Annotated in this window: 5 protein-coding genes; 2 read left to right on the plus strand and 3 right to left on the minus strand. The window is 70.8% G+C overall.

Annotated features, from left to right (window positions below):
* Window positions 1-29: 29 nt before the first annotated feature.
* The 3 genes from ACFXKA_RS15105 to ACFXKA_RS15115 all read right to left on the minus strand — a co-directional run bounded on the left by ACFXKA_RS15105 (window position 30) and on the right by ACFXKA_RS15115 (window position 15,753).
* On the minus strand, window positions 30-13,451 hold the full coding sequence (locus tag ACFXKA_RS15105; protein ID WP_379427639.1) for an amino acid adenylation domain-containing protein: 13,422 nt from the start codon (window positions 13,449-13,451) through the stop codon (window positions 30-32).
* A 10-nt stretch (window positions 13,452-13,461) separates the two neighbouring features.
* Window positions 13,462-14,172, minus strand: coding sequence for a DUF6875 domain-containing protein (locus tag ACFXKA_RS15110; RefSeq protein ID WP_379427640.1), 711 nt, complete (start codon window positions 14,170-14,172; stop codon window positions 13,462-13,464).
* 189 nt (window positions 14,173-14,361) lie between these two features.
* Entirely contained in the window at window positions 14,362-15,753 is a 1,392-nt protein-coding gene (locus ACFXKA_RS15115; protein ID WP_354835445.1) for a glycine--tRNA ligase, read from the minus strand.
* 148 nt (window positions 15,754-15,901) lie between these two features.
* On the opposite strand from ACFXKA_RS15115, the gene ACFXKA_RS15120 reads away from it, so the two are divergent.
* Both ACFXKA_RS15120 and ACFXKA_RS15125 read left to right on the plus strand, forming a co-directional pair.
* Window positions 15,902-16,297, plus strand: a complete 396-nt coding sequence (locus ACFXKA_RS15120; protein WP_040861788.1) for a metalloregulator ArsR/SmtB family transcription factor — start codon at window positions 15,902-15,904, stop codon at window positions 16,295-16,297.
* Between the two features lie 3 nt (window positions 16,298-16,300).
* A complete protein-coding gene (locus tag ACFXKA_RS15125) occupies window positions 16,301-16,711 on the plus strand; it encodes a Fur family transcriptional regulator (RefSeq protein WP_354835448.1) in 411 nt (136 codons plus the stop codon).
* The last annotated feature ends 35 nt before the right edge of the window (window positions 16,712-16,746 follow it).

The following is a 16,746-nucleotide window of genomic DNA, read 5'->3' on the forward strand; positions in this document are numbered from 1 at the left end:
CGGCGTGAGATCGCACCCTTTGCCCGGCATCACCGGCGCAGGTAGGCGTCCACGAGGGGTCCGATGACGGCCAGTGCCTCGGCGGTGATCATCTCGTTGTGGCGGTACGGGAGCGGCCGATCCTCGATGCTGCCGCCGATATACGGCCGCCAGGTGGTGACGTTCGGGATGGGGTCCGGGTTGCGGGCGGCGGCGAAGAAGAGCAGGTCGCCGTCGAAGACCTCGTGCTCGTGGGCCGTGATCTGGCGCAGCAGGTGTTGCAGATCGCTGTAGAAGTTCTCCAGATCGGTTGCGGTGAAGGTGATTCCGGACGCGGCCAGCAGATCGGCCGCCTGGGCGGGCGTGAGGTGCTCGAGCTCCGGCGGGATGTCGATGCCACCGAATTCGGCCAGCAGCATCGACAGGGGCGGGAGGGCGCTGTCGTCGCGCACCGCGACGTCGGCGCGCGCGTCGATCATGACCAGGGACGGCACCTCCGCACCGCGGCGGCGCAGTTCGACGGCCATGGCGTGCGCCAGCGGCCCGCCCGCCGAGTACCCGAGCAGGTGGTACGGGCCCTCGGGCTGGACGTGGAGGATCTCCTCGACGTACCGGACGGCCAGTTCGCGCACGGTGCGGTCGGCGGTGCCGCCGTCGGTGACGCCGGGCGACTGGATACCGTAGATCGGGCGGTCACCGTCGATGTACTGCACCAGTCCGCCATAGCACCAGGCCAGTCCGATGGCCGGGTGCACGCAGAACAGGGCCGGCGCGTCGCCCTGCGGGCGCATCGGCAGCAGCACCCGCATGGACGCGTCCACCCCCGGCTGGTCGGCGGCCTCGACCAGGCGCTCCGCCAGCGCGGCGGGCGTCGGGTCGAGGAACATCCACTGCAGGGGCATGGGGATGCCGGTGTGTTCGCGCACCAGGGTGACCAGGCGGACCGCGCCCATGGAGTTGCCGCCGATATCGAAGAAGTTGTCGTCCACGCCGATTCGCGGGGATTCCAGCACGGTTACGAAGGCGTCGACGAGGATGCGTTCGGCGTCGGTCCGCGGGGCGCGGTAGGCCCGGTGGGCCGGAGCGGGCTGCGGATTCACCACGGCGGTGGCTTCGTCCTGGGGATGCACGGCGAGCGCGGGCAGCGGGGTTCCGTCGGCCGACGTCACAGCGAGTGTGCCGATCGCCCCCATCGGGGCGGCGGTCGCCGCGTCCAGCAGTGCGAGGAAGCCGTCGACCATGGTGGCGGCGGTACCGCGGTCGAACAGGTCGGTGGTGAAGGTGAGGGAGGCGGTGATGCCCGCCGGTTCCCCCGCCGCCCCGAACTGCTCGGCGAGCATCCATTCCAGATCGAACTTGGATCCGGGTGCGGGCGCATCCAGGGGTCGAATCTCCAAGCCGGGCAGCGTGGTTGCCTCGGTCTGCAGGTTCTGGAAGGCGAGCAGCACCTGGAACAGCGGGTGGTGCGCGGTGGAGCGGGCTGGGGCCAGCGCCTCCACCAGCCGCTCGAACGGCAGGTCCATATTGCCGTAGACGGCGAGGTCGGCCTGCCGCACGGCGTCGAGGGTGTCGGCGAAGCCGGCGGCGGGATCGAGCTGCGAGCGCAGCACCACGGTATTGACGAACATGCCGACCAGGTCGTCGAATTCGCCGTCACCGCGGCCCGCGACCACCGAGCCGATCGCGATGTCGGTGCGGCCGGACAGCCGCGCCAGCAGGACCGCCAGCGCGGTGTGCACCACCATGAACGGGCTGGCGCCGTGGTTGCGGGCGAGTACCTGGATGCGGTCGTGAACCGTTGCGGGAATGGTGAATTCGATGCGGTCGCCGGACCCGGAGGGAGCCTCCGGGCGCGGGCGGTCGGTGGGCAGCGCATGGACCTCGGGCACACCGGCCAGGGTGGTACGCCAGAACTCCAGCTGATGGCTGGCCAGGCTGTCGGGATCGCGGTCGGAGCCGAGCAGCTCGTGCTGCCACAGCGCGTAGTCGGCGTATTGCAGCGGGAGCGGAATCCACTCGGGCGCCACCCCGGCCGAGCGAGCGACGAAGGCGTACATGACATCCCGGGCCAGCGGGGCCATGGACCAGCCGTCCGCCGCGATGTGGTGCACGGCCATGGCCAGCACCGTACGGTCCGGCGCGACGCGGAGCACGCAGACCCGCAGCGGCGTCTCGCGAGTGATGTCGAAGCCGCGGGACAGCTGGGTGATCAGGGCCGCCGCGATGTCCGCCTCCGCCACCTCGAGTTCGGTGATCGGCAGCGAACCCGCTGTCGCGGGCAGGATCTGCTGGTACGGACGCCCGTCCGGCCCGACCGGGTAGATGGTGCGCAGTGTCTCGTGCCGGGCGATGACATCGTCGAGCGCCTCACGCAGCGCCGAAATATCCAGTGCGCCGGTGATTTCGAACGCTCCCGGGATGTTGTAGAGCGGCGAGGCGGGGTCGTAGCGGTTGAGGAACCACATGCGCTGCTGTGCCGCCGACAACGGGATGCGCTCCGGGCGTGGGCGCGGTCCCGGGCGCGGACGATCCGACGCGCCACCGGAGGCGACCAGCGCCGCCAGCTCGCCCACCGTCGGGGCGTCGAACAGGGCGCGCACCGGGACGGCCGTGTCGAGCGCCGCGCCGAGCCGCGCCACCACCCGGGTGGCGATGAGCGAATTGCCGCCGAGGGCGAAGAAATCGTCGTCACGCCAGACCTGGTCGACGCCGAGGACCTCGGCGTAGGCCGCCGCCACCGCCGTCTCGACGGGTCCCTCGGGCGGTCGCTGTTCCCCGGCCACCAGCCGCGGTGCGGGCAAGGCGTCGAGGTCCAGTTTGCCGTTGGCGGTGCGCGGCAGGTCGGGCAGCACCGTGATGGCAGACGGCACCATGTAGGACGGGAGTCGTTGCGCGGCCGCCTTCTTCAGAGCCACCGGTGCGGGTTCCGTGCCAGCCGCGGCGACCACGTAGGCGGCGAGCATGCCGCCGCGCCCGTCGTCGCGGACCACCGCGACCGCGCGCGCGACCGTGGGCTCCGCGGTCAGCGCCGCCTCGACATCGCCCAGCTCGATGCGCAGGCCGCGCAGTTTGACCTGGGTATCGGTGCGGCCCAGGTACTCCAGGTTCCCGTCGCGTTGTCGCACCAGGTCGCCGGTGCGGTACATGCGCCGGCCGGCCGGGCCGTGCGGGTCGGCCACGAACCGGGTGGCGGTCAGGTCGTAGCGGTCGAAATAGCCACGCGCCAAGCCGATTCCCGCGAGGTACAGTTCGCCGACCACGCCGTCCGGGACCGGGCGCAGCCGGTCGTCGAGGACGAGGGCCCGCATGCCGGGTGCGGCCCGGCCGATGGTGATCGGCGCACCGGGACGCACGGGCGCGCCAGCGGCCGTCACCGTGGCCTCGGTCGGCCCGTAGTCGTTGAAGTGGTTGCGGCCCTCGGCCGCCCACGCGGCCACCAGTTCCGGCGGGCAGGGTTCGCCGCCGGTGACGATCAGGCGCAGATCGTCCAGGCCGGACGGATCCACGGTCGACAGCGCCGAGGGCGTGAGCGCGATGTGCGAAACCCGTTCGCGTGACAGCAGTTCGCCGAGCTCGGGTCCGGCGAAGACGGTGGGGGGCGCGATCACCAGGGTGGCGGCCGCGCCCACCGCCATCAGCAGTTCCACGACGGAGGCGTCGAAACTCGGCGACGCCACGTGCAGGACCCGGGATTCCGAGGTGAGTGCGTCCCGGTCCCGCTGCGCGGCAGCGAGATTCGCCAGACCCGCGTGGGAGACCACAACCCCCTTCGGTGCGCCCGTCGATCCCGAGGTGAAGATGACGTACGCCGGATGGGCTGTGTTCCTGCTGATTTCACGAACCGCGACCGGATACTCCTCCGCGTCACGGTCGTCCAGGCACCACCATTCCACCGTGCCCGGAAGTCGGTCCCACTGCGCGCGCACGGTGAGACCGAGACATACCCCCGAAACGTCGATGATCCGGGCGATCCGATCCGGCGGATAGGCCGGATCCACCGGGACGAAGGCCGCCCCGGCCCGCGCGACGGCCCAGACCGCCAGCACCGATTCGATGGACCGCGGGATGCCCACGGCCACCAGTGTTTCCGGTCCGGCGCCGGCCGCGGTCAGCCGCCGCGCCAGCTGCTCGGCCCGGGCGTCGAGCTCACGGTAGGTGAGCCGGCGGTCCCCGCAGATGACGGCGAGGCCGTCCGGGTTGGCCGCGACCGCGTCGGCCATGAGGTCGGCCAGCGCACGCGGGGACGCGACGGGTTCGGCGGCCGCGTACAGTCGCTCGTGCTCCGCGGCGGTGAGCAGGTCGAGGTCCCCGATCGGGCGGGCGGGTTCGGCCGTGATCTCGGCCAGTAGGCGCACCAGCCGGCCGGTGAAGTCCGCCATGGTCGACGCATCGAAGAGGTCGGTGGCGTAGCAGCACCGCAGTTCCATGCCGTCGGCGTCGCCGATGACCGTGAGACTCAGGTCGAAACGGCTGTTGGTCTGCGGCAATTCGAGCGGGGACACAGTCAGCCCGGGCAGCTGGAGCTCCGGCATGGCCAGGTTCTGGAACACCAGCATGACCTGGACGAGCGGGTGCCGCGACTCCGACCGGGCCGGGGCCAGCACCTCCACGAGCCGCTCGAACGGCACGTCCGCGTGTTCGAAGGCGGCGAGATCGGTATCCCGCACCCGATCGAGCAGCGCGGCGAAACCCTCCTCCGGGCGGACACCGGTGCGCAATACCAGGGTGTTCACGAACATGCCGACCAGGTCGTCGAGTTCGCGCACGCCGCGCCCCGCGACCGGGGTGCCGACCACCACGTCCGTGGTGCCGCTGAGGCGGGACAGCAGCACGGCCAGTGCGGCGTGCACCACCATGAACGGGGTCGCCCGATGCGCGCGGGCGCAGCGGTCGATCGCGGCCGTCAGATCCTGGTCCACGCGGGCGGTGCATTCGGCCGCCCGATGCGAGGCGCGGGCCGGACGCGGCCGATCCGTCGGCAGCCCCAGGTGATCCGGCACCCCGGCGAGGGCGTCCGACCAGTATTCGAGCTGCCGGGCCGCCAGCGAGTCCGGGTCCGCCTCGGAGCCGAGCCGATCCCGCTGCCACAGCGTGTAATCCGCGTACTGGACCGGCAGCGGCTCCCACGCCGGCGCCTGCCCGGCGGCCCGCACCGCATAGGCGGCGGCCACATCGCGGGTCAGCGGGGCCATCGAGAAACCGTCCGTCGCGATGTGATGTGCGACCAGCACGACCACATGCTCTTCGAACTGGCCGTCCGTCGTGGCTCGCGGGCCGTAACTGGCTGCGGCCGAGCTGATTTCGCGGTCGTCGACCACGAACACCCGGACCCGGAGCGGAATCGCCGAGGTGACGTCGAACCCGCGGCCGATGGTGTCCGCGACGACCTCGGGTAGCCGGTCGAGGGGCACCGGCACCGGGTCGAGGTCGAGCGGGACGTCCTCGGCGGGGAGCACCCGCTGCATGCCGACACCGTCGATATCGGGGTAGACCGTGCGCAGCGTCTCGTGGCGGGTCAGCACATCCCGCAGCGCGGCGCGCAGGGCGTCCTGGTCGAGATGGCCCGAAAGACGCAGCGCCACCGGCACGTTGTAGGCCGGGGAGGCCGGGTCGTAGCGGTTGACGAACCACATGCGCTGCTGGGCCGGGGAGAGCGGGACCAGGTCGGGGCGCTCGGTCCGGGTGAGAGCGGGTGCGGCGGTGTCGGTCTCGGCGGCCGACAGCCGCACGGCCAGGTCGGCGACCACCGGGGCCTCGAAGAGCAGGCGGACCGGGACGGTGCGGCCCAGATGCGCGGTGAGACGGGCGGCGACGCGGGTCGCGATGAGCGAATCGCCGCCGAGCGCGAAGAAGTCGTCGCGGGCACCGACGCGATCCAGTCCCAGTACCTCGGCGTAGGTCTCGGCGATGGCCACCTCGGCGCCGGCCGGGACGACGTATTCGGCCTGTACCAGTTGGGGTTCGGGCAGGGCGCGCAGGTCCACCTTGCCGCTCGCCGTCAGCGGCAGCTCCGGCAGCACCTGCAGGGTGGCGGGCATCAGGTAGCGCGGCAGCCGGCCGGAAGCCCAGGCCAGCAGTTCCGGCACCGAGGCCGGATCCGACAGTGCGACATACGAGCACAGCGTCATCGCGCCGGCGGGATTGCGCCGGGCGACGGTCACCGCGGCCTCGATGCCCGGATGCGTCAGCAGGACGGCGTCGACCTCGCCCGGCTCCACCCGGATGCCGCGGATCTTCACCTGGAAGTCGCTGCGACCGGCGTACTCGAAACCGTCCGCGGTGCAGCGCATCAGGTCGCCGGTGCGGTACATGCGCTGCCCGGCGGTGAACGGGTCGGCGACGAACCGGCTCGCGGAAAGCGCTGCGCGACCGGCATAGCCACGCGCCAGCCCCGCACCGCGCACATACAGTTCGCCGACCGCGCCCAGCGGTACCGGGCGCAGCCAGGCGTCCAGCACGAGCAGGGTCGTCCCCGGCACCGGGTCGCCCAGCAGGGTCGAGGTGCCGGCCGTCATCGGGTCGCCGAAGCTCGCGGCGATCGTGGTCTCGGCCGGGCCATAGGAATTCACGAACGCGCGACCCTGGCCCAGGCGTGTCACCAGCGCGGGCGGGCAGGGTTCGCCACCCATGACGACCGTCCGCACGCCGTGCAGGTCCGCGGCATCGAGGGTCGCGAGCACGCTCGGCGTACACGTCAGGTGGGTGGCAGCGCCCGCGCGGATGACGGCCGCCAGCTCCGCACCCGCACTCGCCTCCGGCGGTGCGACGACCAGCGTCGCTCCGGCGGCGAACGCGGACATCCACACCAGCATGGCCGCGTCGAAAGCCGGGTTGAGGCAGTGCATCACGCGCGAATCGCGATCGATGCCACCGCGTTCCGCCATGGCCGCCGCCATATTGGCCAGCCCGGTGTGCGAGACCACGACACCCTTGGGCGTGCCCGTGGACCCGGAGGTGAACACCACGTAGGCCGCATGCTCCGGGCGCAGGGGCGCGAGCCGGTCGGCATCGGTGACCGGCTCGGCGGACCACGCCGCGCATTCGGCGACCAACTCGTCGCTGTCCAGCCGCAGCCATGCCACGTCGCCGGGCAGATCCGTCACCTGATCCGAGGTGATCCCCAGCACCGCACCGCATTCCGAGGCGATGGCGCTCGTCCGCGCCGCCGGCTGCGTGACATCCACCGGCACGAACGCCGCCCCGGTCTTCGCCACGGCCCACACCGCGACCATCGACATCACCGACCGCGGCAGAGCCACCAGCACCGCGCGCTCGGGCCCGGCGCCGGCTTCGATCAGCCTACGAGCCAACCGATTCGACGCGGCCGCCAGCTCGGCGTAGGTCAGCTCGGCGGCGCTGCCGGCCGGTGAGGCTGCGCTGACGATCGCCGGTGTATCCGGGTATCCGGTGGCGGACAGGAGATCCGGGAGCAGCTGCGCCTCGCGGGACTCGGCCCCGGGTCGGGTCGAGACCCGCGCGCCGGGGTCCGTGCCCCGCAGCCCGGCGGCGCGGCGGCGCGAGTCGCCGGTCAGGTCGGTCAGCAAGCGGGACAGCGCCGCCGCCAGCGCATCGGCTTGGGAGGCGTCGAAATAGCGTGGGGAGCGGGTCAGTTCGAGGCGGAGGCCGTTGTTGGCGTAGGCGGCCAGCGAGAGGGGGTAGTGGGTGCCGTCCTGGGCGCGCAGGGACGTGACGGTGAGGTCGGCCTGGCGGGTGGCGGCGGTGAGGGTCGCGGCGTCCACCGGGTAGGACTCGAAGACGGTGGCGGTATCGAAGAGCGGGCCCAGGCCGGTGGCGGCCTGGATCTCGTCGAGGCCCAGATGCTGGTGGTCGGCCAGGGCGGCCTGCTCGCGCTGCACGCGGGTGAGCAGGTCGGCGATCGATTCGGCCGGGTCCAGGGCGATACGGACCGGGACGGTGTTGACCAGCATGCCGACCATGCGCTCGGCGCCGGCCAGTTCCGGCGGGCGGCCGGACACCGTGGCGCCGAAGACGATGTCGGAGCCGCCGGTCTGCTCGGCCAGCAGCAGCGCCCAGGCCACCTGCACCAGGGTGTTGACGGTGACCTGGCAGGCCGCGGCCGTGCGGCGCAGGGCGTCCGGGAGGCCGTCAGGCAGGGGCACCTCGTGGGCGACCGGGGCGGTCGCGGCGTCGGCGCGCGGCGCGGTCGGGGTGATCAGGGTCGGGCCGTCGAGGCCGGACAGGGACTGCGCCCAGGCTTCCCGGGCCAGGTTGCCGTCGCGGGTGGCCAGCCACTCCAGGTGCGTGCGGAAGGGGGCCGGGGTCGCGAATCCGGTGTCGTCGCCGGAGGTTTCGTAGAGGGCGATCAGCTCCGCGAACAGCATCGGCATGGACCAGCCGTCGAGGATCAGGTGGTGGTTGGTGATGACCAGCCGGTAGCGCCGCTCCCCCGCCTCGATGCACAGGAACCGGATCAGGGGCGGGTGATCGACCGAGAACGGCTCGCGCAGTTCGGCCGCCGCGATCTCGTCGAGCTCCTCCGGCGTGGCGCCGATCGCCTCGCGATAGGCGCACGGCACGGCGACCTCGGCCGGAATCACCTGCACCGCACCGGTGTCCGAGGCCAGGAACCCGGCACGCAGCACATCGTGGCGGCGGACCAGCGCCTCGGCGGCGGCCGTCAGCCGGTCGCGATCGAGGTCGGCCTCGACATCGATGATCGCCTGCACCGAGTAGCCGTCCGGGCCGCCCGCGGCCAGTTGCGCCTGGAAGAGCAGGCCGCGCTGCAGCGGCGTCAGCGGCCAGGCATCGGCCAGGCGGCCGAACGCCCGCTCCCATGACTCGATCTCCGGCTGCGCGACGGTCAGCAGCGGCAGATCGGCGGGGGTGAGGCCACCGGCGTCGGGTCGCCGCACCAGCTCGGCGATCTCACCGACGACCGAAAGCCATTCCCGCGCCAGCGCTTCCACGTCACCGGCCGCGACCGCGTGGCCGGCGAACTGCCACACCGCCCGCAGCCGCGGCCCGCTCCCCGACTCGAGCATGACCGCATCCACCGAGATGACCGCCGCCAGCGGCATATCCGGATCCGCGTGCCCGCCCAGCCGGTCCCCCATCGCGACCGGCAGCCAATCGCCTGCGGCGAGCTCCGGAATCTGCCCGAGGTAGTTGAATCCGAGCTGCGGATCCGGCAGTGCCGCGAGGTCCGGGGCCGTCGGTGTGTTCAGGTAGCGCAGCAGCCCGTAGCCGAAGCCGCCGCGCGGCACGGCCCGCAGCTGTTCCTTGACCGTCTTCAACGCGCGGTCCACGTCGGCCGCGCGCGAATCTCCGTCCACGGCAACGGGCCCCAGCCGCACCGGCACCTGTGTGGTGAACCAGCCGACCGTCCGCGACAGGTCCGCCCCGGGCACCGCGGCCTCGTCGCGGCCGTGCCGCTCGACCGTGACCACGGTGCCTGCGGCGGCCGCATCCTGCCCGTCCCGCCAGCGCCCCAGCGCCAGCGCCAGGGCCGCCAGCAGCGCGTCCTCGACGCCGCAGCGGTAGGTGCCCGCGAGCCGGGCGATCAGCGCCGCCGACACCTCGGCCGGCACCTCGATATCGATCCGCCGGGCGGTCCGATGGGTGTCCACCGCCACGTCCAGCCGGCGCCGCCCGATCAGGGCATCCGGGGCCAGTACGTCACGCCAGTACCCGAGTTCGCTGACCGGCCAGGGCGATTCGACAGCGGCCGAACCATCGGCCGGCGTGCTCGGGATGTCCGGTGACGCCAGCGCCTCCAGCGCATACGCCCAGGTGCGCAGCGAGGTGCCAGTCTCCCGCAGCTCGGGCTTCGTCCCCGCCGCGGCCTGCGTCCAGGCGGACATCAAGTCGGGCAGCAGGATTCGCCACGAGACCGCGTCACAGGCCAGGTGGTGCACCGCGATCGCCAACCGGCCCGGCCGCGCCGGACCGGCGTCCAGCCAGTTCAGTGCGATCATCACACCCGCACGCGGATCCAACCGACCGGCGGCATCGGTCAGCGCTCGGTCGACCGCCGCCCCGGATACGTCGGCCGCCGTCCACTCGAAGTGTGTCAGCAGCGTCGCCGCCTCGATGTCATCGGCCGGCGGAACGTCCAACCGGAGCCCGTCGTCGGTGTCGACCAGGCGGGCGCGAAGCACATCGTGGCGGTCGAGCAGCGCCTGGACGGCGCGCAGCAGCACCGGGAGTTCGATCCCGGCCGGCACCTGGACCACCATCGACTGGGCGAAATGCCGCCAGCCGGGACGGCCGAGCAGCCAGGCCGCGATCGGCGTCAGCGGCAGGCGGCCGACGCCACCGCCCGCCAGTTCGGGCAGCCGCTGCGGACGGTCCTCCAGCCGGGTGACCACGGCCGCCAGGGCGGCCGGGGTGCGGTGCTCGAAAACCTCACGGGCGGAGAAGACCAGGCCCGCGGCGCGAGCGCGCGACACCAGCGTGATCGCCATGATGGAATCGCCGCCCAGGGCGAAGAACGAGGTGTCCGGACCGGTCTCGGTCCCGAGAACCTCCGCGAACAGGACGCAGAGCAGGCGTTCGGTGGCGGTGGCGGGCGCGCGAGCGGACATCGATTGCGCCACGACAGGTTCCGGCAGCGCCCGGCGATCCACCTTGCCATTGGCGGTGAGCGGCAACGCGCCCAGCACCGTGACGGTCGCGGGCACCATGTACGGCGGCAGGCGGTGGGTGGCGTGGTCGAGCAGCTCGGGCTCGGTGATCACCTGACCGGCGTGCGGTACGACATACGCCGCCAGCACGGTGCCGCCGCCGGGACCGGGCCGCGCCACCGTGACCGCGATCTCCACCGACGAGTGCGCGTTGAGCACGGCGTCGATCTCACCCAGCTCGATCCGCATACCGCGCAGCTTCACCTGGAAGTCGCTGCGACCCACGTACTCGAGTACGCCGCTCTCGGTCCAGCGCACCAGATCTCCGGTGCGGTACATGCGGGCCCCGGCCGGACCCGAGGGGGCGGGCACGAAACTCTCGGCGGTCACCCCGGGACGGCCGACGTACCCGCGCGCCACCCCCGGCCCGGTCACGTACAGCTCCCCGGCCACCCCGATCGGCACCGGCCGCAGCCAGCGATCCAGCACCAGCATCCCGGCGCCCGGAATGGGGTCGCCGAGCCCGGCATTCACGCCCGGCACCAGCCCCCGGGTGTAGGTGACGGCCACCGTGGTCTCGCTGGGACCGTACGAATTCAGCAGCTCCCGCCCGATCCCGAAGCGCGCCACGATATCCGGCGGCGTCGGCTCCCCGCCCGACGACACCGCCCGCACCCCGTCGAGCGCGTCCGGCTCCAGCGTGGACAGCACCGCGGGTGTCGAACACACCTGGGTGATGCCGAAATCCCGGACCAGCCCGGCCAATTCGGCGCCCACCACCGGATCCGATTCGGCCACCACCAGGGTCGTGCCCGATGCGAACGCCATCAGCCATTCCAGCACCGACGCATCGAAACTCGGGTTCAGGCACTGCAGGACCCGCGCACCGGGCGCGACCCGGTACGCCGCCACGATCGCCGCGGCCAGCCCGGCCAATCCGGCATGGGTTACCGCCACACCCTTGGGCACCCCGGTCGATCCGGAGGTGAACACCACGTACGCCGGATTGCCGGCCCGCGGCCGCCCCCGCACCTCCTCGGCGGTGAGCGGCGGATCGGCCGGCGCCACGTCCTCGTCGAGCAGGTCGTCGAGGGTGATCCAGTGGACCGAATCCGGGAGCGCGGCAGTCGTTTCCGCGAGGCTCAGGCCGATCCTCGCGCCCGCGTCGGCGGCAATGCGCGCCACGCGGTCGGCGGGCAGCGCGGTACCCAGCGGCACGAACGCCGCGCCGGTCTTGGCCACCGCCCACAGCGCGACCATCGCCTCGATCGAACGGGGAAGCGCCAGCAGCACGGTCGATTCCGGTCCGACGGCCGCGGCTTCCGGTATCCCGGAACCGGAGTCGGCAGCGCCCGCTCGCATCGCGCCCGCCCGTATGATCCGGCGCGCCAGCCGATTCGACAGCGCGTCCAGCTCGCCGTAGGTCAGCCGCCGGTCGCGGCCCATGACGGCGACCGTCTCGGGTCCGGCGCGGCGCAGGCCGTCCGCCAGGATCTCCGGCAGTAGCCGCGGCTGCGGCGCCGCCGGCCCGTGCGCGCCCGCCAGCACCGGCTGCTCGTCCGCCACCGTGTAATCCAGTGCCGCGACCGGTGTTCCGGCCTCCGCCTCCAGCAGCGAATCGAGCACGGCGAGGAATCGCCGGTGATGCCGGTTCAGCGAATCCTCGTCGTACAGGCGCGGATTCGCGGCGAAGTCGACATGGATCGGCGCGTCCGCACCGTGCTGGTAGAAGTTGACGAACAGGTCCTCGATCGGGCCCGAGGTGACCACGTGCAGGCTCGACTCCACGCCCTCGAAGTCGATCCCGGCCGGGAACATCATGATGTTGATGACCGGCCCGGTCATGCCGCGCCCGAACTCGTCCCGGTCGCCCTCGTCCCGCATGTCCTCGTGGCGGAAGCGCTGATGCCGCAAGGCCCCCGACGCCGCCACCCGCACGGCATCCAGGACATCCCCCACCCGTCCCGCGCGCGGCACCGGAACCCGCAGCGGCACCACATTGGCGATCATGCCGCCGGAACGCCGTAGCACCGCGGTGGTGCGGCCGGATACGGGCAGGCTCAGGACGACGTCCTCGGTGGCCGTGAGCCGGGCGTAGTACAGCGCGACCGCGGCCATCACCACGCCCGCCGCACTGGTGTCGAAACGGCGGGCCGCGCTCGCCAGCCGCTCGGCCGTCCGCTCCCCCAGCTGGGCGCGCGCCTCGCGGGCCAGCGCGCTCGCGGGCGCGGTGGCCCCGACCAGGCTGCACCGGTCGGGCATGCCCGCGGTGACCTCGCGCCAGTAGCGCTCGTCGGTGGCGTACCGGCTCGATTCCCGGTACGCCATCTCCGACTCGTGCACGTCCAGCAGCGAGGCCGCGGTGCCGGGAGGCGCCGTTTGCCCGCGCACCGCGGCGTTGTACAGCTCGGCGACCCGATACAGCGTGGTCATCGAGCCGAATCCATCGATGAGGAGGTGGTGTGCTCTGGTGTACCACAGGTGATGGGACTCACCGACCCGGATCACGGTGGATATCCCAGCCTGTGCGCCGAACAGCTCGATCGGCGCCGCCACATCCGCGCGCATCCACTCCAACGCGTCCGCAACCGGGTCCGGTCGGTCCTGGAAGTCCAGGAAGCCGACCGTCGCGTCCAGTTCGGTATCGACCACCTGATACGGCCGATCCTCGATCTCGACGAATCGAAGGACACCGGAACCGAATTCCCGCGCTGCCTGCGCACCCACGAGCCGCAGCACCGCGATATCCAGCGGTCCGTGCATCTCGATGTACTGGGCCTCCGACAGCGGCACCGCCGGATCCAGTTGCTGCGCATAGAACATCCCCAGCTGAGCCGGGGAGAGCGGGAAGACGGTGGCGGTCCGATCCGCCGCGATCTCACGCGTCATAAACCACTACCTAACTGCTGGCCGAGAAGGATGCGTCGTCGACGGCGCCCACCTCGTAGGCGGGCACGAAGGCCGGATGAGATGTCAAGCGCTCCACCATGACCGAGCGCACGTGCGCGGGCAGCCCCGGCGCGAACTTGCGCACGAAGGCGTCGGCCCACTCCGGTCTGTCGAGCAGGAACGGAAAATCGGTCGTCATCATGCTGCGCACCACCAACATCGGCATCGGTGCGTCCAGCGGCCGAAAATCCTTGTTCCACAGGCCCGCCTGGTCACAGCCCGGATAGAACTGACCGAGCATGATGCCGCGTTCCACGAATTTGCTCTTGAATTCATCGTGGATCTCATCGATCAGCGAACAATCCGTCAAATTCGGGAATACGGTGATCAATGCGCGCAGCACGGAGGTGGAACTGCCGTTCCCCGTGGGCAGTCCGGAATAGGCCTCCAGCGCGTCACGAATGATCGCGCGCACCCACGTCGGGCGCGGCTCCGCCGCTCGAACCTGCGCCAGCCACATCAGATCTCGCCGCATGGCCGGTCGTACATACGGGCAGACCGGTCCGTCGCGGCCCAGTTCGTCACTGGGTTGGGTCAGATAGGAGTCGGCCCATGATCGAAATGCCGCCACCGTGGATCGGGCGGCAGGGCACGATGATCCGGTGTCCCCCAATGAGACCCATTGCAGCCCCGAGCGGGGGCCGATAACACGCTCGCTCATGACTCACCTCGGATGATCGAGCTACGGCAGAGATGCGCCGTTGCCCACATCCTTAAATAGTGCTCCGGTCATGGGCCGTTAACGTGAGTAGTCGGTTACCCAATTTCGTGACACCGCCCCGAATTTCGGGGGCAATGAATAAAGAAAAGACCGGTCAGGCATTGACCGGTCTTTCCTGTGAACCTGGGGTCAGGCGCCGATGAGGCGCGCCGCCAGGTAGCCCTCCACCTGGTCGAGAGCGATGCGCTGCTGAGCCATCGAGTCCCGCTCACGCACGGTGACGGCCTGGTCCTCCAGCGTGTCGAAGTCGACCGTGATGCAGAACGGGGTGCCGATCTCGTCCTGACGGCGGTAGCGACGGCCGATCGCCCCGGCGTCGTCGAAGTCCACGTTCCAGTTCCGGCGCAGCTGCGCGGCCAGGTCCTTGGCCTTCGGCGACAGGTCCGCATTCCGCGACAACGGCAGGACAGCCGCCTTGACGGGCGCCAGGCGCGGGTCCAGGCGCAGGGTGGTGCGAGTCTCCATGGTGCCCTTGGCCGTCGGCACCTGCTCCTCGTGGTACGCGTCGACCAGGAAGGCCATCAGCGAGCGGGTCAGACCGGCCGCCGGCTCGATCACGAACGGGATGAAGCGCTCATTGGTGTTCTGATCGAAGAAGCTCAGATCCGTGCCGGAATGCTCGGAATGGGTCTTCAGGTCGAAGTCGGTACGGTTGGCGACGCCCTCGAGCTCACCCCACTCGGAGCCCTGGAAGCGGAAGCGGTACTCGATGTCCACCGTGCGGGTGGAGTAGTGCGAGAGCTTGTCCTTCGGGTGCTCGAACAGCCGCAGGTTCTCCGGGTCGATGCCCAGGTCGGTGTACCAGGCCAGGCGGGTGTCGATCCAGTACTGGTGCCACTGCTCGTCCTCGCCCGGCTTGACGAAGAACTCCATCTCCATCTGCTCGAACTCGCGGGTACGGAAGATGAAGTTGCCCGGGGTGATCTCGTTGCGGAACGACTTACCGATCTGCGCGATGCCGAACGGCGGCTTCTTGCGCGCGGTGGTCTCGACGTTCTTGTAGTTCACGAAGATGCCCTGCGCGGTCTCCGGGCGCAGGTAGTGCATGCCTTCTTCGGACTCGACCGGGCCCAGGTAGGTCTTCAGCATCATGTTGAAGTCCTTGGGCTCGGTCCACTTGCCCACGGTGCCGCAGTCGGGGCACACGACGAGTTCCATGGACACCGAGTCCGGGTTGTCGATCTTGTTCTTCTCGGCGTACGCCTCCTGCAGGTGGTCCTGCCGGTGCCGCTTGTGGCAGTTGAGGCATTCCACCAGCGGGTCGTTGAACACCGCGACGTGGCCCGAGGCCACCCACACCGGACGCGGCAGGATGATCGACGAGTCCAGGCCGACCACGTCGTCACGGCTGGTCACCATGGACCGCCACCACTGCCGCTTGATGTTCTCCTTGAGCTCGACGCCCAGCGGACCGTAGTCCCAGGCCGACCTCGTTCCGCCGTAAATCTCACCGCTCGGGTACACGAGACCCCGACGCTTGGCGAGATTGGCGACGGTGTCCACCTTCGACTTGGGTGCCACTGAACAGTTCTCCATCCGTGTCCGGAAGATTGCAAAGGATTCGGTCCAGACTATCTGCCGTGTGCTACGGGTTTAACACCGTGTCGCGTTTGACATGCGTACACGTGCATATAAGAATGGCATCGGTTTCCAATAAGGAGTTGGTTCGATGACCACGGACAGCGGCGCGCCCCTGCGGCGCTCGCACGTCGCGACGGAGACCCCGGCCGCGATCCCCCACGACCCGTACCCCTACCGGTCTCCCCAGCCGCCGGCCGTGCCGTCGCGCACCATTCTGGACTCCGCCGGAGAACTATTGCGCGCACTGGCGGCGCCCGTCCGCATTGCCATCGTGCTCCAGCTCCGCGAGTCACCGCGCTGCGTGCACGAACTGGTCGATACCCTCGGAGTGACCCAGCCGCTGATCAGCCAGCACCTGCGCATCCTCAAGTCCGCCGGGGTGGTGCGCGGTGAACGCACCGGCCGCGAGGTCATCTACGAACTGGTCGACGAACATCTCGCGCACATAGTCATCGACGCGGTCGCACACGCCGAGGAAGGGTGATCCGTGGGAACAAGCGAGAAGACCGTGGGGGTCCGCAGCACCCGTCAGCGCAGTGCCATCGCCGCCCTGCTCGCGGACATCGACGAATTCCGCTCCGCACAGGAGCTGCACGACGAACTTCGCAAGCGCGGTGAGGGCATCGGGCTGACCACGGTGTACCGCACCCTGCAGTCGCTGGCCGACGCCGGGATGGTCGACGTGCTGCGCACCGACACCGGCGAATCGGTGTACCGGCAGTGCTCCACCGGGCACCACCATCACCTGGTCTGCCGCCAGTGCGGCCGGACCGTCGAGGTGGAGGGGCCGACCGTGGAGGCCTGGGCGGACTCGATCGCCACCGAGCACGGGTTCACCGATATCAGCCACACCATGGAGATCTTCGGCACCTGCCAGAACTGCTGCCACAAGAGCTGACAGCGAGAAGCCGCGCGCCCCTTGCCCATCGGGCG

The organism is Nocardia sp. NPDC059228, from assembly GCF_042754245.1.
In the GTDB taxonomy this organism is placed as follows: domain Bacteria; phylum Actinomycetota; class Actinomycetes; order Mycobacteriales; family Mycobacteriaceae; genus Nocardia.